This is a genomic window from Blastococcus sp. SYSU DS0541, from assembly GCF_054050875.1.
This window is the reverse complement of sequence record NZ_JBJHAD010000007.1, coordinates 124,142-144,484: the sequence shown is the minus strand read 5'-3', so window position 1 is coordinate 144,484 and position 20,343 is coordinate 124,142. Positions and strand designations below refer to the sequence as shown.

The 20,343-nt window shown below is 73.6% G+C and carries 17 protein-coding genes and 2 tRNA genes; 15 read left to right on the top strand and 4 right to left on the bottom strand.

Features of this window, described 5'->3' with window-relative positions; genetic code table 11:
• Positions 1-38: 38 nt before the first annotated feature.
• Genes recF through ACI794_RS10215 form a run of 4 tightly spaced genes read left to right on the top strand, consistent with a single transcriptional unit; the run spans position 39 to position 4,547 of the window.
• Complete coding sequence (gene recF, locus ACI794_RS10230) at positions 39-1,217, top strand: DNA replication/repair protein RecF (RefSeq protein ID WP_456616315.1); 1,179 nt, start codon at positions 39-41, stop codon at positions 1,215-1,217.
• On the top strand, positions 1,214-1,714 hold the full coding sequence (locus tag ACI794_RS10225; RefSeq protein WP_456582982.1) for a DUF721 domain-containing protein: 501 nt from the start codon (positions 1,214-1,216) through the stop codon (positions 1,712-1,714). The genes recF and ACI794_RS10225 overlap by 4 nt, the downstream gene beginning before the upstream one ends.
• 45 nt (positions 1,715-1,759) lie before the next feature.
• Positions 1,760-2,746 (top strand): hypothetical protein, encoded by a 987-nt coding sequence (locus ACI794_RS10220; protein ID WP_456616314.1) that lies wholly within the window; start codon positions 1,760-1,762, stop codon positions 2,744-2,746.
• A 13-nt stretch (positions 2,747-2,759) separates the two neighbouring features.
• The gene (locus ACI794_RS10215; RefSeq protein WP_456616313.1) at positions 2,760-4,547 is read left to right on the top strand and encodes an ABC transporter ATP-binding protein; all 1,788 of its coding nucleotides are present in this window, start codon (positions 2,760-2,762) and stop codon (positions 4,545-4,547) included.
• 98 nt (positions 4,548-4,645) lie between these two features.
• Here the strand turns inward: ACI794_RS10215 and ACI794_RS10210 are convergent, their stop codons facing one another.
• Complete coding sequence (locus tag ACI794_RS10210; protein ID WP_456616312.1) at positions 4,646-6,169, bottom strand: SDR family oxidoreductase; 1,524 nt, start codon at positions 6,167-6,169, stop codon at positions 4,646-4,648.
• A 283-nt stretch (positions 6,170-6,452) separates the two neighbouring features.
• On the opposite strand from ACI794_RS10210, the gene gyrB reads away from it, so the two are divergent.
• The 8 genes from gyrB (at position 6,453) to ACI794_RS10170 (ending at position 14,123) form a co-directional block, all read left to right on the top strand.
• Positions 6,453-8,483 carry a DNA topoisomerase (ATP-hydrolyzing) subunit B gene (gene gyrB, locus ACI794_RS10205; protein ID WP_456582986.1) on the top strand — a complete coding sequence of 677 codons (2,031 nt, stop codon included), beginning with the start codon at positions 6,453-6,455 and terminating at the stop codon, positions 8,481-8,483.
• A gap of 155 nt (positions 8,484-8,638) precedes the next feature.
• Positions 8,639-11,107, top strand: a complete 2,469-nt coding sequence (gene gyrA, locus ACI794_RS10200) for a DNA gyrase subunit A (RefSeq protein WP_456582987.1) — start codon at positions 8,639-8,641, stop codon at positions 11,105-11,107.
• Between the two features lie 108 nt (positions 11,108-11,215).
• Positions 11,216-11,977 (top strand): DUF3566 domain-containing protein, encoded by a 762-nt coding sequence (locus ACI794_RS10195; RefSeq protein WP_456616311.1) that lies wholly within the window; start codon positions 11,216-11,218, stop codon positions 11,975-11,977.
• A gap of 240 nt (positions 11,978-12,217) precedes the next feature.
• Positions 12,218-12,291 (top strand) — tRNA-Ile (locus tag ACI794_RS10190).
• Between the two features lie 82 nt (positions 12,292-12,373).
• Positions 12,374-12,514 carry a DLW-39 family protein gene (locus ACI794_RS10185; protein ID WP_456582989.1) on the top strand — a complete coding sequence of 47 codons (141 nt, stop codon included), beginning with the start codon at positions 12,374-12,376 and terminating at the stop codon, positions 12,512-12,514.
• Between the two features lie 25 nt (positions 12,515-12,539).
• A tRNA-Ala gene (locus ACI794_RS10180) sits at positions 12,540-12,612 on the top strand.
• A gap of 93 nt (positions 12,613-12,705) precedes the next feature.
• The gene (locus ACI794_RS10175) at positions 12,706-13,239 is read left to right on the top strand and encodes a peptidylprolyl isomerase (RefSeq protein WP_456582990.1); all 534 of its coding nucleotides are present in this window, start codon (positions 12,706-12,708) and stop codon (positions 13,237-13,239) included.
• Between the two features lie 128 nt (positions 13,240-13,367).
• Complete coding sequence (locus ACI794_RS10170) at positions 13,368-14,123, top strand: rhomboid family intramembrane serine protease (protein ID WP_456604008.1); 756 nt, start codon at positions 13,368-13,370, stop codon at positions 14,121-14,123.
• An 18-nt stretch (positions 14,124-14,141) separates the two neighbouring features.
• On the opposite strand, the gene ACI794_RS10165 is transcribed toward ACI794_RS10170, so the two are convergent.
• The gene (locus ACI794_RS10165; protein ID WP_456616310.1) at positions 14,142-14,564 is read right to left on the bottom strand and encodes a PH domain-containing protein; all 423 of its coding nucleotides are present in this window, start codon (positions 14,562-14,564) and stop codon (positions 14,142-14,144) included.
• Positions 14,565-14,656: 92 nt separating this feature from the next.
• Here ACI794_RS10165 and ACI794_RS10160 point away from each other — a divergent pair, with 92 nt between their 5' ends.
• A complete protein-coding gene (locus ACI794_RS10160) occupies positions 14,657-15,817 on the top strand; it encodes a thiolase family protein (protein WP_456616309.1) in 1,161 nt (386 codons plus the stop codon).
• A 565-nt stretch (positions 15,818-16,382) separates the two neighbouring features.
• On the opposite strand, the gene crgA is transcribed toward ACI794_RS10160, so the two are convergent.
• On the bottom strand, positions 16,383-16,655 hold the full coding sequence (gene crgA, locus ACI794_RS10155) for a cell division protein CrgA (RefSeq protein WP_456582994.1): 273 nt from the start codon (positions 16,653-16,655) through the stop codon (positions 16,383-16,385).
• 132 nt (positions 16,656-16,787) lie between these two features.
• Between crgA and ACI794_RS10150 the strand changes: the two genes are divergently transcribed.
• Both ACI794_RS10150 and ACI794_RS10145 read left to right on the top strand, forming a co-directional pair.
• On the top strand, positions 16,788-17,537 hold the full coding sequence (locus ACI794_RS10150) for a DUF881 domain-containing protein (protein ID WP_456616308.1): 750 nt from the start codon (positions 16,788-16,790) through the stop codon (positions 17,535-17,537).
• Between the two features lie 55 nt (positions 17,538-17,592).
• Complete coding sequence (locus tag ACI794_RS10145; RefSeq protein ID WP_456616307.1) at positions 17,593-18,252, top strand: aminodeoxychorismate/anthranilate synthase component II; 660 nt, start codon at positions 17,593-17,595, stop codon at positions 18,250-18,252.
• A gap of 69 nt (positions 18,253-18,321) precedes the next feature.
• Here ACI794_RS10145 and pknB read toward each other — a convergent pair whose 3' ends face one another.
• A complete protein-coding gene (gene pknB, locus ACI794_RS10140; RefSeq protein ID WP_456604003.1) occupies positions 18,322-20,235 on the bottom strand; it encodes a Stk1 family PASTA domain-containing Ser/Thr kinase in 1,914 nt (637 codons plus the stop codon).
• Positions 20,236-20,343 lie beyond the last annotated feature (108 nt).

The following is a 20,343-nucleotide window of genomic DNA, read 5'->3' as shown; positions in this document are numbered from 1 at the left end:
GGGCCCCGTATCCGCTGCTCACGTCAGGAAAGGCCGAGGTGTACCTGAGGCACCTGCAGGTGGGTGACTTCCGCAGCTGGGAACGGGTCGACCTGGCCCTGGGCCCGGGGCCGACGGTGTTCGTCGGCCGCAACGGGGAGGGCAAGACCAACCTGGTCGAGGCGGTCGGCTACCTCGCGACCATGAGCAGCCACCGGGTGTCCGGGGACGCGCCGCTGGTCCGCCACGGCGCCGGGCAGGCCGTGGTGCGGGCCGCGCTCCGCCGCGGTGACCGGGAGCTGCTGGTCGAGATCGAGATCAACCCCGGCAAGGCCAACCGGGTGCGGGTCAACCGGGCGCCGCTGCCGCGGCCGCGGGAGCTGCTCGGGCTGGTGCGCACGGTGCTGTTCGCCCCCGAGGACCTCTCCCTGGTCCGCGGCGACCCGACCGAGCGGCGGCGGTTCCTCGACGAGCTGCTGGCCACCCGCACCCCGCGGCTGGCCGGCGTCCGCAGCGACTACGAGCGGGTGCTCAAGCAGCGCAACGCCCTGCTCAAGACCGCCCGGCTGGCCCGTGGCAAGGCGATGGAGACCCTCGACGTCTGGGACGGCCACCTCACCGACCTCGGTGCCCAGGTCCTCGCCGCCCGCCTCCGGCTGGTCGCCGACCTGGCCCCGCACGTGGCGGAGTCCTACGCCGGTGTCGCCGGGGAGGGCGCCGCCGCGGCCGGGCTCGGCTACAGCTCGACCGTTCCGCTGGCCGGAGACGGCGCGGCGCTGATCCCCGGCGCGGCGCTCCCCTCGGTGGAGGAGCTGGCCGAGGCGATCCGCGCCCGCATCGCCGAGCGCCGGGGGGACGAGCTCGACCGCGGCATGACCCTGGTGGGCCCCCACCGCGACGACCTGGTCATCCACCTGGGCCCCGCCCCCGCGAAGGGCTTCGCCAGCCACGGTGAGTCCTGGTCGCTCGCGCTGGCCCTCAAGCTGGCGACCTTCGCGCTGCTGCGCGGCGAGGGCGAGGACCCCGTCCTGGTGCTGGACGACGTCTTCGCCACCCTGGACGCCGAGCGACGAGCGGCGCTGGCCGCCGTCGCACGGTCGGCCGAGCAGACGCTCATCACCGCCGCGGTGGTCGACGACGTGCCCGAGGAGCTCCGCGGGACGCGGGTCGAGGTGGGTGGCGGGATGGCGCTCGTGGTGAAGGATGCGGTCCCGGTGGGCGAGGGAGGCATGCCGTGAGCGACGACCGGCCGGCACGGCCCAGTGACATCGCGCGGGCCGCGCTCGAGGCCGCCCGCGCCGCATCGGCGTCCCGGCCCCGGCCGACCCGCCGCCGGATCGCCGGGCCGCGCCGCACCTGGACCGGCCCGCGGCCGGGCGCCGACGACCCCCAGCCGCTGGGCAACCTGGTGAACGCGCTGGTCGACCAGCAGGACTGGACGGCCCGCACGAAGGTCGGCTCGGTGTTCGGCCGGTGGGACTCGATCGTCGGCCCCGACATCGCGTCGCACTGCCGGCCGCAGACCCTCACCGAGGGCGAGCTCCTGGTCGTCGCCGAGTCCACGGCGTGGGCGACCCAGCTGCGCCTGCTGGCGCCCTCCATCCTCGGGAAGCTGCGCGCGCAGGTCGGTGGGGACGTCGTGACCAGGTTGCGCGTTGTCGGACCGACGGCCCCGAGCTGGAAGAAGGGCCCGCGCTCGGTGCGCGGGCGCGGGCCGCGCGACACCTACGGATGAGGTGCCCCGCCCCGCGGGGCGGGCGCCGGGGAGGACGATGCAGGGATGAGCACCCCCCGCGACGGTGACCGGGACGGCTTCGACGACGCCGAGGGCCGCGGCTGGCGCGAGCCGCCGCACCTCGGCGGCGGTGGGGCGGAGGACGAGGACCGCCCCAACTTCGCCGACCGGCGCAAGACCCCGCGCGACGAGCCGCCGGCCGGCCAGCCCTGGCAGCCCCCGGGCTGGGACCTGCCGGCCGTGGAGCCCGAGCGCCCGGCACCGCCGCGTCAGGACGTGCCGTCGGCGGACTACCCGCCGCCGCAGGCGGTGCGGCCGGAGCAGCAGTACCCGCCGGCGCAGCCCCCGCAGGAGCAGTACCCCTCGGAGCAGTACCCGCCGCCGGAGCAGCCGGCGCCGCGCGGGCTGTTCGGCCGTCGTCGGCGCAAGCCGGGCGCCGTCGAGCAGGTGTTCCGCTACGAGGGCGACCTCGTGGGCTCGCAGGGCTGGGCGCTGCAGAAGGGGTGGACCGTCTCCGACGGCACCGCCCCGCAGGACGCCCCGCTCGCCGAGCTGATCGCGAGCGCGCCGGTCCGGGCGACCAAGGACCACCGCCCCGGCAACGTCCTGCGCGGCCGGGCGGGCTCGCTGGAGCTGGTCGCCTTCGACGTCGTCTACGCCTCGGGGCGCTACCTGGTCCCGGAGTACGCGATCACCGCCGTCCCCATGCTGGGCCGCGTACCGGGCTTCCGGCTCAGCCCGGCGCGCTTCTGGCGGCACCGGACCGGCGGTCTGGTGCCGATGCCCAGCGGAGACCCGGCCTTCGACGCCCGCTGGCTGCTGCTGGCCGCGGAGGACGACCCGCAGCTGCGCCGCCTGGTGCAGGACCCGGCCCTGCACGGCCTGCTCCTGGGCAGCGACGACGGCGACGAGTTCTGGTCGGGCGCGGGGCACGTGGCGGCGATCCGGCCCGACGGGCACCGGCCGCAGCTGCTCGAGCACCACACCCGGCTGCTGACGGCGATCACCGTCGGCCTCACCGCCGGCTCCTGACGTCGCCCGGCCCGTGACCGCAGCGACCTCGGCGGACGGCTCCGCCGCGGTGGACGGCGCCGCGGCGGAGCCGGCCGCACGGCTGCGCGACCTGCTGCCGCTGCTGCGGCCGCACCGCCGGCCGCTGCTGCTGGCCGCGGCGCTGTCGCTGGTCGGCGCCGCCGCCGCGCTCGCGCAGCCGGCCCTGGTCGCGCGGGTCATCGAGGTGGTCGGCGCCGGCGAGCCGCTGCTGCCGGCGGTCGGGCTGCTCGTCGTCGTCCTGGTGGTGGGGTCGGCCCTCTCGGCGCTGCAGCAGTTCGTCCTGCAGCGCACCGCCGAGGGCTTCGTCCTCACCACCCGCCTGATGCTGGTCGACCGGCTGCTCCGGCTCCCGGTCGCCGAGTACGACCGCCGCCGCACCGGCGACCTGATGTCCCGGGTCGGCTCGGACACCACCCTGCTGCGGGCGACGGTCACCTCGGGTGTCGTCGACGTCGCCGGCTCGGTGGTCGTCGGGGTCGGCGCCCTGGTGGCCATGGCCGTGGTCGACGTCTGGCTGCTGCTGGTGACCGTGCTGGCCGTCGCGATCGGCGCGATCACCGCCGTCCTCGCCTCCCGCGGGGTCCGCCGGCTGTCGCAGCGCGCGCAGGAGGAGGTCGGCGCGATGACGGCGGCGGTCGAGCGGGCGCTGTCGGCGGTGCGCACCATCCGGGCCAGCGGGGCGACGGCGCGGGAGGTCACCGCCGTGGGCGCCAGCGCCCGCCGCGCCTACACGGCGGGTGTCCAGGTCGCCCGGCTCGAGGCGCTCGTCTCGCCGGCGGGCTCCATCGCCGTGCAGGGCGCCTTCCTGGCGGTCCTCGGCGTCGGCGGCTACCGGGTGGCGAGCGGCTCGATCACCGTGGCCTCCCTGGTGGCCTTCATCCTGTACCTGTTCCTGCTGGTCATGCCCCTGGGGCAGGCGATCGGGGCGTGGACCCAGCTGCAGACCGGGCTCGGCGCGCTCACCCGCATCCAGGAGGTCCTCGGCCTGCCGCCGGAGGACGACGAGCGCCCGCAGCGCGGGCGACCGGGCCGGGTCACGCCGGTGCCGGGGGCGCCGCTGCTCGAGCTGGACGACGTCTCCTTCGCCTACCCGGACGGCACCCCGGTGCTGCACGGGGTCTCCCTGCAGGTGCCCGCGGGCGGCCGCGTCGCGCTGGTCGGCCCGTCGGGAGCGGGGAAGTCCACGGTCCTGGCGCTGATCGAGGGGTTCTACCCGCACTCCGGCGGCGCGATCCGGTGGGCCGGCGCCGACGTCCGCGACCTGCCGCGGGCGGCCCTGCGCGCCCGTCTCGGCTACGTCGAGCAGGAGGCCCCGGTGCTCGCGGGGACGGTGCGGGACAACCTGCTCCTGACCCGGCCCGACGCCACCGACCCCGAGCTGTGGGCGGTCCTCGCCGACGTCGGGCTCACCGACGTCGTCCGGCGCTCGCCGCGCGGGCTCGACGTCCTGGTCGGCGACGAGGGCGTGCTGCTCTCCGGGGGCGAGCGGCAGCGGCTGGCGATCGCGCGCTCGCTGCTGGCCCGCCCGGAGCTGCTGCTGCTCGACGAGCCGACCGCGAGCCTGGACGCGCGCAACGAGGGCCTGCTGCGCGCCACCCTGGCCGCGGCCTCCTCGGGGCGGGCGCTGCTGGTGGTCGCCCACCGGCTGTCCACGGTGCTCGACAGCGACCAGATCGTGGTGCTCGACCAGGGGCGGGTGGTCGCGCGGGGCACCCACGACGAGCTGGTCGGCAGCAGCCCGCTCTACCGCGAGCTGGCCGCCGCCCAGCTCCTCGTCTGACCGCCGCCGGGATCAGGTGACCTGATCCCGGCGCGTCCTCCCCCGCGGTGGGCGGTGGGGGAGGAAGCGCCACGGTGAGGGAGGACGGCGGCGCGGCGTCAGCGGGCGCGGTCCGCCTGCTGCTCGGCCGCCCGCACGATGCCGCGGAGCATGCCGCCGAACACGACGCCGTGGAACGCCGCGACGGCCCACCAGTACAGGTGCCCGAGCAGCCCGCGCGGGGCGAAGGTGGCCCGCTGGCGCAGGACCGCCCCGCCCGTGGCCGGGTCGTGTTCCACGTGGAACTCCAGCCAGGCCAGCCCGGGCACCCGCATCTCGGCGCGCAGCCGCAGCAGCCGGCCCTCCTCCCGCTCCTCGACCCGCCAGAAGTCGAGCGCGTCACCGACGAACAGCCGGTCGGGGTTGCGCCGCCCCCGCCGCAGGCCGACCCCGCCGACCGCCCGGTCCAGCCAGCCCCGCACCCGCCAGGCCAGCGGCCACGAGTACCAGCCGGTGTCCCCGCCGATGCCCTCGACCACCCGCCACACCGCCTCGACCGGCGCGGTCGTCGTGCGTTCCCGCTCGTCGACGTAGAGGCTCCCGCCGGCCCAGTCGGGGTCGGTGGGCAGCGGGTCGGAGGGGGCGCCGGGCACCGAGGCCGAGGCCCAGCGGGTGGCGACGTCGGAGTCGCGGATGCGCTGGATCGCCAGGCGCACCGCGTCGTCGAAGCCGAGCAGCCCCTCGGGCGGATCGGGCACGTACCGCGCGATGTCGTGCTCGGTGCAGACGACGGCGGTGCGCAGCGACTCCACCAGCGGCCGGGCGATCGACGCCGGCACCGGCGTCACGACGCCGACCCAGTGGCTGGACAGCGACGGCGTGACGACCGGCAGGGGCAGGATCCGCCGCGGCGGCAACCCGGCCACCCGGGCGTAGCGGCGCATCATCGCGGCGTAGTCCATGACGTCGGGCCCGCCGATGTCGAAGCCGCGGTGCACGTCCGCCGGCAGCCGGGCGCAGGCGACGAGGTAGCGCAGGACGTCCCGGATCGCGATCGGCTGGACCTCGTTGCGCACCCACCGCGGGGTGACCATCACCGGCAGCCGCTCGGTCAGGTGGCGCAGCATTTCGAACGACGCCGACCCCGAGCCCAGGACGACGGCGGCCCGCAGCACCACCGTCGGCACCCCGGAGCCCAGCAGGATCCCGGCGACCTCGGCGCGGGAGCGCAGGTGCGGCGAGAGGTCCGCGTCGTCGGGCGCCAGCCAGCCCAGGTGCACGAGCCGGCCGACCCCGCCCTCTCGGGCGGCGCGCGCCATGATCCCGGCGGCGCGGCGGTCGATCTGCCCGGACTCCGGCCGCGAGCCCGCGGCGTGGACCAGGTGGTAGACGACGTCCACGCCGGCGCACGCCCCCGCCACCGCGGCGGTGTCCTGCGCGTCGGCCCGCACCACCTCGACGTCCCCGGCCCAGGGGTGGTCGCGCAGCCGCTCCGGCGAGCGGCTCATGACCCGGACGCGGTGACCGGCTGCGAGCAGTTCCGGCACGAGACGGCCGCCCACGTACCCGGTCGCCCCGGTGACCAGGCAGGTGAGCGGGGACCCCGCGGGACCGGTCCCGGGGACGCTGTCCGGCGGCGGCATGCGGCCGAGTGTGCGGTCCCGTCGGCGACCGCGCGCGGCGCCCGACCGCCAGCGGGGCCCCTGACGGCGTGTCGGAGCGGGGGGCAAGCAGGATGGTGGCGGGCATCCCGCGAGCGGCGCAGACACGACGTGAGGGCGTCCACGGCACGGTTCCTGTCGTACCTCGCGGTATCGTGGGAGACGAAAACCGTCAGCAACCGGCTGAGCGCCCTCCTGCGCCGTTCCGGCCCCCCGCACCGACCGGGGGCTGCGAGCCGCCGGTTGCTCGAGAGGAAGGCCCCACGTGGTCGCAGCACCCCAGGTCGACAATGCCTACTCCGGCAGCTCCATCACCGTCCTCGAGGGTCTCGAGGCGGTGCGCAAGCGCCCCGGTATGTACATCGGCTCCACCGGTGAGCGCGGTCTGCACCACATGGTGTGGGAGGTCGTGGACAACGCCGTCGACGAGGCGCTGGCCGGCTACTGCGACACCGTGAAGGTCACCTTGCTGGCCGACGGGGGCGTCCGCGTCGAGGACAACGGCCGCGGCATCCCGGTGGACATGCACCCGGTCGAGAAGCGGCCCACCGTCGAGGTGATCATGACCGTCCTGCACGCGGGCGGGAAGTTCGACGGCAAGAGCTACGGCGTCTCCGGCGGTCTGCACGGCGTCGGCGTCACCGTCGTCAACGCCCTCTCGACCAGGCTGGAAGTCCGCGTCTGGACCCGCGGGAAGGAGTGGCACCAGGAGTACACGGACGCCAAGCCGGGCCCGCTGGTGGAGGTCGGCCCGACCGACAAGCGCGGCAGCCAGATCACCTTCTGGGCCGACGGCGACATCTTCGAGACCACGACCTACTCGTTCGACACGATCAACCGCCGGCTGCAGGAGATGGCCTTCCTGAACGCCGGGCTGACCATCGTGCTGCGCGACGAGCGCCCCGGTCACGCCAAGGTCGAGACGGGGGTCGGCGAGGAGTCGCTGGCCGAGGCGGCCACCCCGGTCGAGGCCGAGGAGGAGGCGTTCGAGCCCACCGAGGTCACCTACCGGTACGACGGCGGCCTGGTCGACTACGTCGGCCACATCAACCGGCGGCGGAACCCCATCCACAAGTCGGTCATCGGCTTCTCCGCCGAGGGCACCGGCAAGAACGACATGGCGATGTCCGTGGACGTCGCGATGCAGTGGTCCGACGCCTACTCCGAGTCGGTGCACACCTTCGCCAACGTGATCAACACCCACGAGGGCGGCACGCACGAGGAGGGCTTCCGCGCGGCGCTCACCTCGATCGTCAACCGGTACGCCGTCGAGAAGAAGCTGCTCAAGGAGAAGGACGAGAAGCTCACCGGCGACGACATCCGGGAGGGCCTCGCGGCGATCGTCTCGGTGAAGCTGGGCGACCCGCAGTTCGAGGGGCAGACGAAGACGAAGCTCGGCAACACCGAGGTCAAGGGTTTCGTCCAGCGCATCTGCAACGAGCAGATCGGGCACTGGTTCGAGTCCAACCCCGCCGAGGCCAAGACGATCATCACCAAGGCCGCCTCGGCCGCGCGCGCCCGGCGTGCCGCCCAGGACGCCCGCAAGCTCGCCCGCAAGAGCCTGCTGAGCAACAACTCCCTGCCGGGCAAGCTGGCCGACTGCCGTTCCACCGACCCCCGCGCCTCGGAGATCTACATCGTCGAGGGTGACTCCGCCGGTGGCTCGGCGAAGTCCGGCCGCGACTCGATGTTCCAGGCGATCCTGCCCATCCGCGGCAAGATCATCAACGTCGAGAAGGCGCGGATCGACCGGGTCCTCAAGAACACCGAGGTCCAGTCGATGATCACCGCCTTCGGCACCGGCATCCACGACGAGTTCGACATCTCGAAGCTCCGGTACCACAAGATCGTGCTGATGGCCGACGCCGACGTCGACGGCCAGCACATCAGCACGCTGCTGCTGACGCTGCTGTTCCGCTTCATGCGGCCGCTGGTCGAGGGGCAGTACGTGTACCTCGCCAAGCCCCCGCTGTACAAGATCAAGTGGGGCGGCAAGGTCGGCGACGAGTACGCCTACAGCGACCGGGAGCGCGACGCGGTGGTCAAGGCCGGTGTCGAGGGCGGCCGCAAGATCAAGGACGAGATGATCCAGCGGTTCAAGGGGCTCGGCGAGATGAACGCCAGCGAGCTGTGGGAGACCACGATGAACCCCGAGACCCGCATCCTGCGGCAGGTGACGCTGGAGGACGCGGCCGCGGCCGACGAGATCTTCAGCGTGCTCATGGGCGAGGACGTCGAGGCCCGGCGCAGCTTCATCACCCGCAACGCCCGGGACGTCCGCTTCCTCGACGTCTGACCCACCTCGGTGACGAAGACGAACAGCTTCGCTGTACCGACTAGCCAATCCGAACGCCGCCTGCGGCGGGAGGTGGATGGATGCGCCGGCCACTCGCACGCTCGCGGCCGGCGGATTCATCCACCTCTGTGCACCGACCTGTGGAGACCTGAACCGTGACGGAGACACCACCCCGCGACCGCGTCGAACCGGTCGACCTCCAGCAGGAGATGCAGCGCAGCTACATCGACTACGCCATGAGCGTGATCGTCGGGCGCGCGCTGCCCGAGGTCCGCGACGGGCTCAAGCCGGTGCACCGCCGCGTCCTGTTCGCGATGTACGACCAGGGCTTCCGCCCCGACCGCGGGTACGTGAAGTGCGCCCGCCCGGTCGCCGAGGTCATGGGTAACTACCACCCCCACGGCGACTCGGCGATCTACGACGCCCTCGTCCGCCTCGCCCAGCCGTGGTCGATGCGCTACCCGCTCATCGACGGGCAGGGGAACTTCGGTTCGCCCGGGAACGACCCGGCGGCCGCGATGCGGTACACCGAGTGCCGTCTCACGCCGCTGGCCATGGAGATGCTGGCCGGCATCGACGAGGAGACCGTCGACTTCCAGGGCAACTACGACGGCCGCACCCAGGAGCCCGTCGTCCTGCCCGCGCGCATCCCCAACCTGCTGATCAACGGCTCCGCCGGGATCGCGGTCGGCATGGCCACCAACATGCCGCCGCACAACCTGCGGGAGGTGGCCGACGCCGTCTTCTGGATGCTCGACCACCCCGAGGCGGAGGCCGAGGAGGCCCTCACCGCGTGCATGGAGCGGATCAAGGGCCCCGACTTCCCGACGCACGGCCTCATCGTCGGCCGCGAGGGCATCGAGGACGCCTACCGCACCGGCCGCGGCTCGGTGCGCATGCGCGCCGTCGTCACCGTCGAGGAGGACGCCCGGGGCCGGGTGCAGCTCGTCGTCACCGAGCTGCCCTACCAGGTCAACCCGGACAACCTCGCCGAGAACATCGCCGACCTGGTCAAGGACGGCCGGCTCCAGGGCATCAGCGAGATCGCCGACGAGTCCAGCGACCGGGTGGGCCGCCGGCTGGTCATCACCCTGCGCCGTGACGCCGTCGCCAAGGTCGTGCTGAACAACCTCTACAAGCACACCCAGCTGCAGACCTCGTTCGGCTGCAACATGCTCTCCATCGTCGACGGCGTGCCCCGCACGCTGCGGCTGGACGAGCTGGTCCGCAACTGGGTGCTGCACCAGATCGAGGTCATCCAGCGGCGCACCCGGTACCGGCTGCGCAAGGCCGAGGAGCGCGCGCACATCCTGCGCGGCTACGCCAAGGCCCTCGACCACCTCGACGAGGTCATCGCCCTCATCCGGCGCAGCCCGTCGGCAGAGGAGGCGCGCGGTGGCCTGATGGAGCTCCTCGACATCGACGAGATCCAGGCCGTCGCGATCCTGGACCTCCAGCTGCGCCGGCTGGCCGCTCTCGAGCGCCAGCGGATCATGGACGAGCTGGCCGAGATCGAGGCCCGCATCGCCGACCTGCAGGCCATCCTCGCCTCGCCCGAGCGCCAGCGGCAGATCGTCAAGGACGAGCTCGCCGAGATCGTCGAGAAGTACGGCGACGACCGCCGCACGAAGTTCGTCCCCAACGAGGGCGACGTCTCGATGGAGGACCTCATCGCGGAGGAGGAGGTCGTCGTCACCATCACCCGCACCGGCTACGCCAAGCGGACCAAGAGCGACCTCTACCGGTCGCAGCGCCGCGGCGGCAAGGGCGTGATGGGAGCTCAGCTCAAGCAGGACGACATCGTCGACCACTTCTTCGTGGGCTCCACCCACGACTGGATCCTCTTCTTCACCAACAAGGGCCGGGTGTACCGGGCCAAGGCCTACGAGCTGCCCGAGGCCAACCGCACCGCCCGCGGCGCGCACGTGGCCAACATCCTGGCCTTCCAGGGCGACGAGAAGATCGCCCAGGTCATGCAGATCAAGGACTACTCGGTCGCCCCGTACCTGGTGCTCGCCACCGCCAAGGGGCAGGTGAAGAAGACCCGGCTCACCGACTTCGACTCCCCGCGCCAGGGCGGCGTCATCGCCATCAACCTCCGCGACGGCGACGAGCTCGTCGGGGCGGCGCTGATCCACAGTGCCTCGGACCTGCTCCTGGTCACCCGCAAGGCGATGTCGATCCGGTTCACCGCCGACGACGCCGCGCTGCGGCCGATGGGCCGCGCCACCGAGGGTGTGCGGGGCATCTCCCTCTCCGAGGACGACCGCCTGCTCTCGATGATGGTCGTCCAGGAGGGGGTCGACGTGCTGGTCGCCACCGAGCGCGGCTTCGCCAAGCGGACGGGTATCGAGAACTACCCGAACCAGGGCCGGGGCGGCAAGGGCGTGCTCACCGCCGACCCGAAGGCCCGCAAGGGCGCCCTCGTCGGCGCGCTCGCGGTGACCCTCGGCGACGAGCTGTACGCCATCACCTCCGGAGGCGGGGTCATCCGGACGCCGGTCAACGGGGTCCGGCACAACAAGGACCGCGCCACCATGGGCGTCAAGCTCATGAACTTGCCCGAGGACGTCTCCATCGTGGCGATCGCGCGTACGACGGACAACGACGAGCCTCCGGCCTAGGGTGAGTAGTCAGTCACGCAAGCGACTGCGGCTCCGCGGCGGCCCCATGCCGTCGCGGCGCCCGGATCTGGAGGAGCGGCGTTCGCCGCTGCGGAACGGGAGACTGGCATGAGCGACCGGACGCACGGTTCGGTGCGCACCGACTCCCGGGCAGGGGACGGGAGCGCGGCGGAGGGGAAGCCCACGGACGGCAAGCCCGCGCCGACGCAGTCCATCCCCGCCACCGGCAGCCAGCGCGCGCAGACCCCGGGCACGGGCGCGGCGCCGGTCGTCCCGCAGCCGCTGAACCCCGAGACCGGCGCGACGCCGGCCCAGCCGGGCCCGGCGCAGCAGGGCGCCGCCCCCCAGGGGGCGGCGCCGGCCGGCGCGACCCCGCAGAGCGCGACGCAGCAGCGGGTGCCGGTCGCCGACGGCGAGTCGTCCACGAGCAGCGCCGACGGCGGCAGCGCACCGGTGGGCGTGGGCGTGGGCAGCGTCCGGACCGGGCGCGGCAAGGCCGGTCGCGGCCCTCGCCGCGCCCGCCTGCAGGTGCGCCACATCGACACCTGGTCGGCGCTGAAGATCTCGCTGATGCTGTCGATCGCCCTGTTCTTCATCTGGATGGTCGCGGTCGGGCTGCTCTACCTGGTGCTCGGCGGCCTGGGCGTCTTCGACGCGGTCAACGACCTGTTCGGCCAGATCGGCAGCGCGTCCGGTGCGGAGTCCAGCGGCGACGTCGTGACCATGGGCGTGGTCTTCTGGGGCGCGGCGGTCATCGGCGCCATCAACGTCGTCCTCCTGACGGCGTTGTGCACCGTCGGCACGTTCATCTACAACCTCTGCTCCGATCTCGTCGGCGGGCTCGAGGTCACGCTCTCCGAACGGGACTGAGTGATCCGTCGTCCTCCGGACGACACCGCGGCCACGTGCCGTCCCCCTCGGGGCGGAGCGTGGCCGTCGTGCCATCCCGGGACCCTCCGGGCCCCACTCGGCCCGACACCGCGGCCACGTGCCGTCCCCCTCGGGGCGGAGCGTGGCCGTCGTGCCATCCCGGGACCCTCCGGGTGTCGCCGTGGCCCGCACCCCCGTGAGGGACGGCTGTAGGTGTCACGTATGCTGTTCGAGGTTCACGGGCCTGTAGCTCAGGCGGTTAGAGCGCATCCCTGATAAGGATGAGGCCGGAGGTTCAAGTCCTCCCAGGCCCACCCGTGTACCGGAGCCTCGCGGTTCCGCGTTCCCCCGCACGTCGCCCCCGCGGCGAGCGAAGCGCCCGAGGAGGTTCTCCGCGTGCTCAAGCAGCTGGCGCTCGTCGCCGCCGCGGCCGGTGCGGTCGTCGCCGTCCGGAAGCGGTCCGCCGGCCGGACCGAGGCCGACCTGTGGCGTGAGGCCACCAGCGGCCCGGGCGCCGTCAGCACGCCCACCCGCTGAACCACCGGCCCGCGCAGGGCCACCCGGGGACGTAGCTCAATTGGCAGAGCACCGCCTTTGCAAGGCGGGGGTTAGGGGTTCGATTCCCCTCGTCTCCACCCTCGACGCCCCGCCCGGCGTCCCGTGCCACGTGAAACCACGGCCTCCGGCCCACCGCCACGCCGCCGGCGGGACGGTGGGAGAGTGGAGCCGTGACTGAATCGACTCCCGCCCGCCGCGCGGTCCTGCACACCAACCACGGCGACATCACCGTGGACCTGTTCCCCGACCACGCCCCCAAGACGGTCGCCAACTTCGCCGACCTGGCCGAAGGCGCCCGCGAGTGGACGCACCCCGCGACCCGCGAGAAGACGACGGACAAGCTCTACGACGGCACGGTCTTCCACCGGATCATCTCCGGCTTCATGATCCAGGGCGGCGACCCGCTGGGTCAGGGCATCGGCGGCCCCGGCTACCAGTTCGGCGACGAGATCCACCCCGACCTGGCCTTCACCAAGCCCTACCTGCTGGCCATGGCCAACGCCGGACCGGGCACCAACGGGTCGCAGTTCTTCATCACCGTCGCCCCCACCAGCTGGCTGACCGGCAAGCACACCATCTTCGGTGAGGTGGCCGACCAGCCCAGCCGCGACGTCGTCGACCGCATCGCCGCCGTCTCCACCGGCCGCAACGACCGCCCCGTCGAGGACGTGGTGATCGAGTCCGTCGAGGTGCAGCGCAGCTGAGCACGGAACCGCACGGCGGGGGCGCGGCCGACCAGCCGCCGCCCCCGCCTCCGGGCTGCTACCGCCACCCCGAGCGGCCCACGGGCATCTCCTGCGCGCGGTGCGGCCGGCCGATCTGCCCCGAGTGCATGATCCCCGCGTCGGTCGGCTTCCAGTGCCCGGCGTGCGTCCGGGAGGGCGCGGCCTCGGTGCGGGCGCCCAAGCGCAGCTCCGGTCTCAAGGCCGCGGCCTCGCGCTGGGGCGGCGTCACGGTCACCCTGATCGCCGTCAACGTCGTCATGTTCCTGGTGACCGCGGTGTCGGCCGGCCTGGTGGGCAACGCCCCGCTGGAGAACTACCGCTCGCCTGTCTTCGTCGACCTGGCGCAGTACCCGCTCCTGGTGGAGCTGGGAGAGCCGTGGCGGCTGCTCACCGCGGCCTTCCTGCACATCGGCCTGCTGCACCTCGTCCTCAACATGCTCGCGCTGCTGATCTTCGGCTCCGAGCTGGAGGCGCAGCTGGGCCGGCTCCGGTACCTGGCGCTCTACGTCGTCTCCGCGCTCGGCGGCTCCACGGCGATCCAGCTGTTCGGCGACTTCGCCCGGCCCGTGGCGGGCGCCTCCACGGCCATCTACGGCCTCCTGGGCGCTCTCGGCGTGCTCATGGTCGTCCGCCGCCAGGACGTCCGGGGCATCCTCGTGCTGCTGGGGATCAACATCTTCATCAGCTTCCTCCCCGGCATCTCCCTGCTGGGGCACCTGGGTGGGCTCGTCACCGGCGCAGCGGTCGCGGGACTGCTCCTGGGCACCCGCCGCCGCCCGGCCGTGCAGGCGGTCGCGATCGGGGCGCTGGCCGTGCTGCTGCTCGCGCTCGCCCTCGGCGTCTCCCACGTCGGCGCGGTCTGACGCCGCGGCGTCCTGGCTTCAGCGGACCGATCCGCCCCGCGGGCGCAGCTCCGCCAGCGCGCCCGCCACGGCAGCGGGGTCGGCGCCGAGGTCCCAGCGCCCCAGCACCAGCAGCAGCCCGTCGTCGTCCCCGCCGGCCGGCCCCTCGAGCTCGAGCGTCCGCACCGTCGTCCCCCACCGCCGTGCGCTCCGCACGTGGACCCGCAGCAGCCCCCAGGGCAGCACCCGGGTCCCGGTCAGCGTCCGCACGGCGACCCCGTCGGGGCCGGCGGCGAGCCGGGGCCGCAGCAGCGCCTCGCGCGCGGCCAGCAGGAGAAGCAGGAGGGCCGCCCCGCCGACGAGGATCCGGCCCGCCGGGTCCAGCAGGAAGCTGACCGCGCCGAGGGCGGCGGCACCGGCAGTGAGACCGGCCGGCACGGCCGCCGGAGGGGACCACTGCACGCCCACAGCCTGCCAGGTGTGGCGCGGAACATACGATCGCGGGCAGGGTGGCCGGCCGGCGCACCCGACCGTCGTCCTCGAGGAGTCGATCCATGCGCGATGCCGTCATCTGTGCCGCCGTCCGTACGCCGGTGGGCAAGCGGGGAGGAGGGCTCTCGGGGGTGCACGCGGTCGACCTCTCCGCGCACGTCCTCAACGCCCTCGCCGAGCGCTCCGGCATCGACCCCGCCGTCGTGGAGGACGTCTTCTGGGGCTGCGTGAGCCAGGTCGGGGAGCAGACCTTCAACATCGGGCGCAACGCGCCGCTGGCCGCCGGCTGGCCGGAGTCGGTGCCCGGCACCACGATCGACCGCCAGTGCGGGTCGTCCCAGCAGGCCGTCGCCTTCGCCGCCGCCACCGTCATCAGCGGCCAGGCCGACGTCGTCGTCGCCGGTGGCGTGGAGTCGATGAGCCGGGTGCCCATGGGCTCGGCACGGGCCGACGGCATCGCGGGCAAGCCGCTGGGCCCGCGCTTCCTCGAGCGCTACGACGGCGTCTACCCCAACCAGGGCATCGGCGCGGAGATGATCGCCGAGCGCTGGGGCTTCTCCCGCACCGAGCTCGACGAGTTCGCGCTGGCCTCGCACGAGAAGGCGGCCAAGGCGCAGGCCGACGGCGCCTTCGACGAGGAGATCGCCCCGGTCACCCTCGAGGAAGGCACGGTGGTCAGCGCCGACGAGGGCATCCGCCCCGGCGGCACCCTCGAGAAGCTGGCCTCCCTGAAGACACCCTTCAAGGAGGACGGCGTGATCAGCGCCGGCAACGCCAGCCAGATCTCCGACGGCTCGGCCGCCCTGCTGGTGACGACGAGCGACAAGGCGCGCGAGCTGGGCCTGCGGCCCATCGTGCGGATCCACACCACGGTCATGGCCGGTGACGACCCGGTCATCATGCTCACCGCGCCGATCCCGGCCACCCAGAAGGTGCTGGAGCGCTCCGGGCTGTCGATCGACGACATCGGCGTCTTCGAGGTCAACGAGGCCTTCGCACCGGTGCCCATGGCGTGGATGGCCGACACCGGTGGCGACGCCGGCCGTCTCAACCCGCTCGGCGGCGCGATCGCTCTGGGCCACCCGCTCGGTGGATCCGGCGCCCGGATCATGACCACGCTCGTCCACCACATGCAGGCCACCGGGACCCGGTACGGGCTCCAGACGATGTGCGAGGGCGGCGGCACGGCCAACGCGACGATCCTGGAGCTCCTCGACGCCTGACCGCCCCCGGTGCTCCGTCCCCACCAGCCCCCGGCCCACGGCCGGGGGCTGGTGTCGTCCCGGGCATCGTCGTCCACCGCTCGGCGCTGCCGCTGCGTGCGTGATCGGGTGCGCTCAGTGACCCGGACGGGTCCGTCCACGGTGGCCGCGCGGAGCGGTGTATCCGCAGGTCAGGACGGGTAAGACCGAGCGGAGCCAGCCGTCTCCGCCACGCGGACAAGTCGACTCGTCCACAGCTGGGTACACAGCTGGGGACAGACTCACACGGCTGTAGTTACGCCGTTGGACGCCTCGTCACACGAGCCCCACCCGCGGGAAAAGCGCAGGTCAGAGCGGTCCGGACCCGTTCGGTCCCTCCACACTCGGTGGACAACCCTGGGGGTGGGGCGTCATGTCGACCTGTGGACGGAGACGATCGCTGTGCACAGCGGTGAACAGCCCGGGCTCCCCGGCGTCCGGGGGCCGCATGCGGAGTGCTGCCGGGAGCCCGGCGACGGGGCCGGGAACGACGAAGGCCCCCGTCCCGGCGGGACGGAGGCCTCGATCGGCGGTCGTGGACGCTCGGTCAGCGCCAGCGCATCGACATGATCAGCCCGGCGACCATGGCGCCGAAGCCGATGGCGAAGTTCCAGGCCCCCAGCGAGACCATCAGCGGGATCCGGTCGCCGGCCACGTAGTAGACGACGATCCAGAGCAGCCCGAGCAGCATCAGCGTCACCATGACCGGCGCGTACCAGCGGGGGCTGGGCTGCAGGGCCTTGGACGCGGTGCCCCGGGAACGCAGCGCGTCCTCCGGGGGCGTGTACACCGACTTCTTGCGCACCTTCGACTTGGGCACGTGCGGACTCCCTCCCGGCGGCCGGTCTGGTCGTCCCCGGCCGGAACTGCTCCCAGACTAAACTTCCGGGGGACGTCGCCACCGGTGCCTCACCCGAACGCGCCGACGCCGTCAGGTCCGAGGGGGTGCGCGGTGGTCCGCTGGTCCCTACCCGGTCGCTCCCCGTCCGCCTGGGGGGCGCTGGTCCCCGTCGTCGCCCTGGCCGCCGGCCTGCTGTTCGCCACCTCCGGCCGGACCGCCGAGGGCAGCGACCTGCGCGCCGGCGAGGTCACCCAGCTCTCCCAGCTGGTCGAGGAGCGCGACGCCGCCGTGGCCCGGCAGGAGCGCCAGCTGGCGCAGCTCCAGGACCAGCTGCAGCGGCTCACCGCGCAGGTGGCGACCCGCGACGGCGCCGTCGCGGAGGTCCAGGCGGTCGCCGAGGCCGACGCCCCGGAGGCGGGCCTCACGCCGGTCGTGGGCTCCGGGGTGGTCATCACCCTCGACGACGCCCCCCAGCCTTCCGACGGCAGCCTGCCCACCGGCGCCCGCCCCGACGACCTGGTCATCCACCAGAGCGACGTCCAGGGCGTGGTGAACGCCGTGTGGGCCGCCGGCGCCGACGCGGTGGCGATCATGGACCAGCGGCTCATCTCCACGAGCGCCGTCCGCTGCGTCGGGAACACCCTGCTGCTGCGGGGGCGCACCTACTCCCCACCGTTCGTGATCACCGCCGTCGTCGACGCCCCGCAGGTCGAGGCCGCGCTCGACGCCTCGCCGCAGGTCGCAGTCTTCGAGCAGGCGGTGCGGTCCTGGGGCCTCACGTTCGAGGTACGCGAGCGGCCCCAGCTCACGGTGCCCGCCTACGATGGCGGCCTCACCCTCCAGCACGCCACCGTCGGCTGAGCGCCGGCCGGCCCCCCGTGCCACCCCCCCCGACCCAGCGAGGAGCCCGACCGCGATGACCGCCGCCGACCGTCCGGTCCTCGTCGTCGACAACTTCGACAGCTTCGTCTACAACCTCGTGCAGTACCTGGGGCAGCTCGGCGTGCGGTGCGAGGTCCGGCGCAACGACGCCGTCACGGTCGAGGAGCTCGCGGACCTGGAGGTCGCGGGCGTGCTGCTCTCACCCGGCCCCGGTGCCCCCGCGGACGCCGGCGTGACCGTGCCCATGGTCCGGGCCGCCGCCGAGCAGGGCACCCCCGTCCTCGGTGTGTGCCTGGGTCACCAGGCCATCGCGGAGGCGTTCGGCGCGGAGGTGGTGCGCGCCCCCGAGCTGCTGCACGGCAAGACCAGCCAGGTGCTGCACGAGGGCCGCGGGGTCCTCGCCGGACTCCCGTCACCGTTCACCGCTACCCGGTACCACTCGCTGGCCGTCGACGCCGCCACGGTGCCCGACGAGCTGGAGGTCACCGGGCACACCCCGTCGGGGCTCGTGATGGCCCTGCGGCACCGTGAGCTGCCCATCGAGGGCGTCCAGTTCCACCCCGAGTCGGTGCTCACCGAGGGCGGCCACCGGATGCTGGCGACCTGGCTCGCCGCGTGCGGTCTGGCGCCCGACGAGGACGTCGTCGCCGCCGCCACCTCCGCGGCGAAGCGGCTCACCTCCGCCACCGCCTGAGCGGCACCCCGTGACGACGAAGGGCTCCTCCCGCGGTGCGGGAGGAGCCCTTCGTCGGGAGAAGGCCGGTCAGTCGGCGTCCTGCTCGTCGACCTGCGGGTTCAGCAGGACGGTGATGGGCGTGTCCGGTGCCTGAGCGGTGCCGGCGGCCGGCTCGGTGGCGACCACCTGGTTGGGCCCCACGCCCGGGTCGGCCTCGTCGACGGTGGTGAACTGGAACCTGGTGAACCCGGCGGCCCGCAGGTTCGCCTCCGCAGCCTCGGGGGACTGCCCTCGGAGGTTGGGCACGCTGATCTCGGTGACCCCACCGGAGACCTGCAGGACGATCCGCGTGCCGGTGGAGGCGGGGCTCTGCGGTCCCGGACTCGTGCCGACGACGGTGCCCGCGGGCTGGTCCGAGTCGACCTCCTCGACGTCGATCTGCGCCTCGGTGAAGCCGGCCCCGGTGAGCGTCGCGACGGCCTGCGCCTGCGGCTGACCGGTGACGTCCGGGAGATCGATCGTGCCGGTCGACAGGCCCAGCGTGACGGTCCCGTCCGCCGGCACCGACTGGCCCACCGCGGGCTCGACGGAGGCGACGGTGTCCTCCTCCTCGAGGGAGTCCTCCTGCCGCGTGTCGATGTTGCCGGTGAAGCCGGCCGCCTCGAGCGCGTTCCGCGCCTGCTCCTCGGTGGCCCCGATCAGGTTGGGCACCGTGACGGCGTCCGGCGCGACGCCGACGACGAGGTCGACCTCGGTGCCCTCCTCCACGACGGCCCCGCCCGCGGGTGACGTCTCGAGCACCGTCCCGACCTGGGCGGGGTCGGTGGTCTGCTCCTCGGTCTCGGTGCCGACCACCAGCCCGGCCTCGGTGATCGCCTGACGGGCCTGCTCCACCGGCTGGTCGAGCAGCACCGGGACCTCCACCTGCTGGGCGACCGGCGCCACGTCGTCGTCCTGGTTGATCAGGAGGGCGGCGGCGATGGCGCCGCCGAGCAGCAGGACACCGAGGAGCGCCACGATCGCGATGATCCGGCGCTTGCGGCGCCGGTCGCCGTCGTCGTCCCAGTCCTCGTCGCCGTAACCGCTGGCGTAGCCGCCGACGGGCGCGCCGATGATGGCGGTCTTCTCGGCGTCACCCATCACCGGCGTCGCCTCGACCCGCTGCCCGGCGAGCGCCCGGAGCAGGTCGTTGCGCATGTCCGCGGCCGACTGGTAGCGGTTGGCCGGGTTCTTGCTCATCGCCTTGAGCAGGATCGCGTCAAGCTCCGGCGGGACGTCGGGGTTGATCGACGACGGCAGCCGCGGGTCCTCGCGCACGTGCTGGTAGGCCACCGACACCGGCGAGTCACCGGTGAACGGCGGGGCCCCGGTGACCAGCTCGTAGAGGAGGCAGCCCAGCGAGTAGACGTCGGAGCGCGCGTCGACGCCCTCGCCGCGGGCCTGCTCGGGGGAGAGGTACTGGGCGGTCCCTATCACCGCCGCGGTGGAGGTCATCGTGGCCGCGGAGTCCGAGACCGCGCGGGCGATCCCGAAGTCCATGACCTTGACCGTGCCCTGCGGCGTGATCATCACGTTCCCGGGCTTCACGTCCCGGTGCACGATGCCGTTGCGGTGGCTGAAGTCGAGCGCGCCGCAGATGTCGGCGGCCAGGCTCATCGCCCGCTCGATCGGCAGCCGGCCCTCGCGCCGCAGCACGTCGCGCAACGTCTCGCCCTCGACGTACTCCATGACGATGTACGGGGTGGCCCCGCTGGGCGTGCGGTCCTCGCCGGTGTCGTAGACGGCGACGATCGCCGGGTGGTTCAGCGACGCCGACGCCTGCGCCTCGCGGCGGAAGCGCACCTGGAAGGAGGGGTCGCGAGCCAGGTCGTGGCGCAGCACCTTGACCGCGACCTCGCGGCCCAGGCGCAGATCACGTCCGTGGTGGACCTCGGCCATGCCGCCGCGGCCAAGGACTCCGCCGATCTCGTAGCGCTCCCCGAGCACCTGCGGCGTGGTCATCTACGGTCCTCTCGGGCGGTTCCCTGCAGCCTCCGCGGCCCGGTGGTGCGGAGCCTGCCCGCGGCGGGAGCCGCCGCGCGCTGCTGGCCGTCGGCGAGCCTAACCGCA

Excerpts from the sequence above, each read along its gene's own strand:
- ACI794_RS10145 (WP_456616307.1), top strand. The coding sequence starts at position 17,593 with ATGACCGCCGCCGACCGTCCGGTCCTCGTCGTCGACAACTTCGACAGC.
- pknB (WP_456604003.1), bottom strand. The coding sequence starts at position 20,235 with ATGACCACGCCGCAGGTGCTCGGGGAGCGCTACGAGATCGGCGGAGTC.
- ACI794_RS10170 (WP_456604008.1), top strand. The coding sequence starts at position 13,368 with ATGATCCCCGCGTCGGTCGGCTTCCAGTGCCCGGCGTGCGTCCGGGAG.
- ACI794_RS10195 (WP_456616311.1), top strand. The coding sequence starts at position 11,216 with ATGAGCGACCGGACGCACGGTTCGGTGCGCACCGACTCCCGGGCAGGG.
- ACI794_RS10220 (WP_456616314.1), top strand. The coding sequence starts at position 1,760 with ATGAGCACCCCCCGCGACGGTGACCGGGACGGCTTCGACGACGCCGAG.
- ACI794_RS10160 (WP_456616309.1), top strand. The coding sequence starts at position 14,657 with ATGCGCGATGCCGTCATCTGTGCCGCCGTCCGTACGCCGGTGGGCAAG.
- ACI794_RS10210 (WP_456616312.1), bottom strand. The coding sequence starts at position 6,169 with ATGCCGCCGCCGGACAGCGTCCCCGGGACCGGTCCCGCGGGGTCCCCG.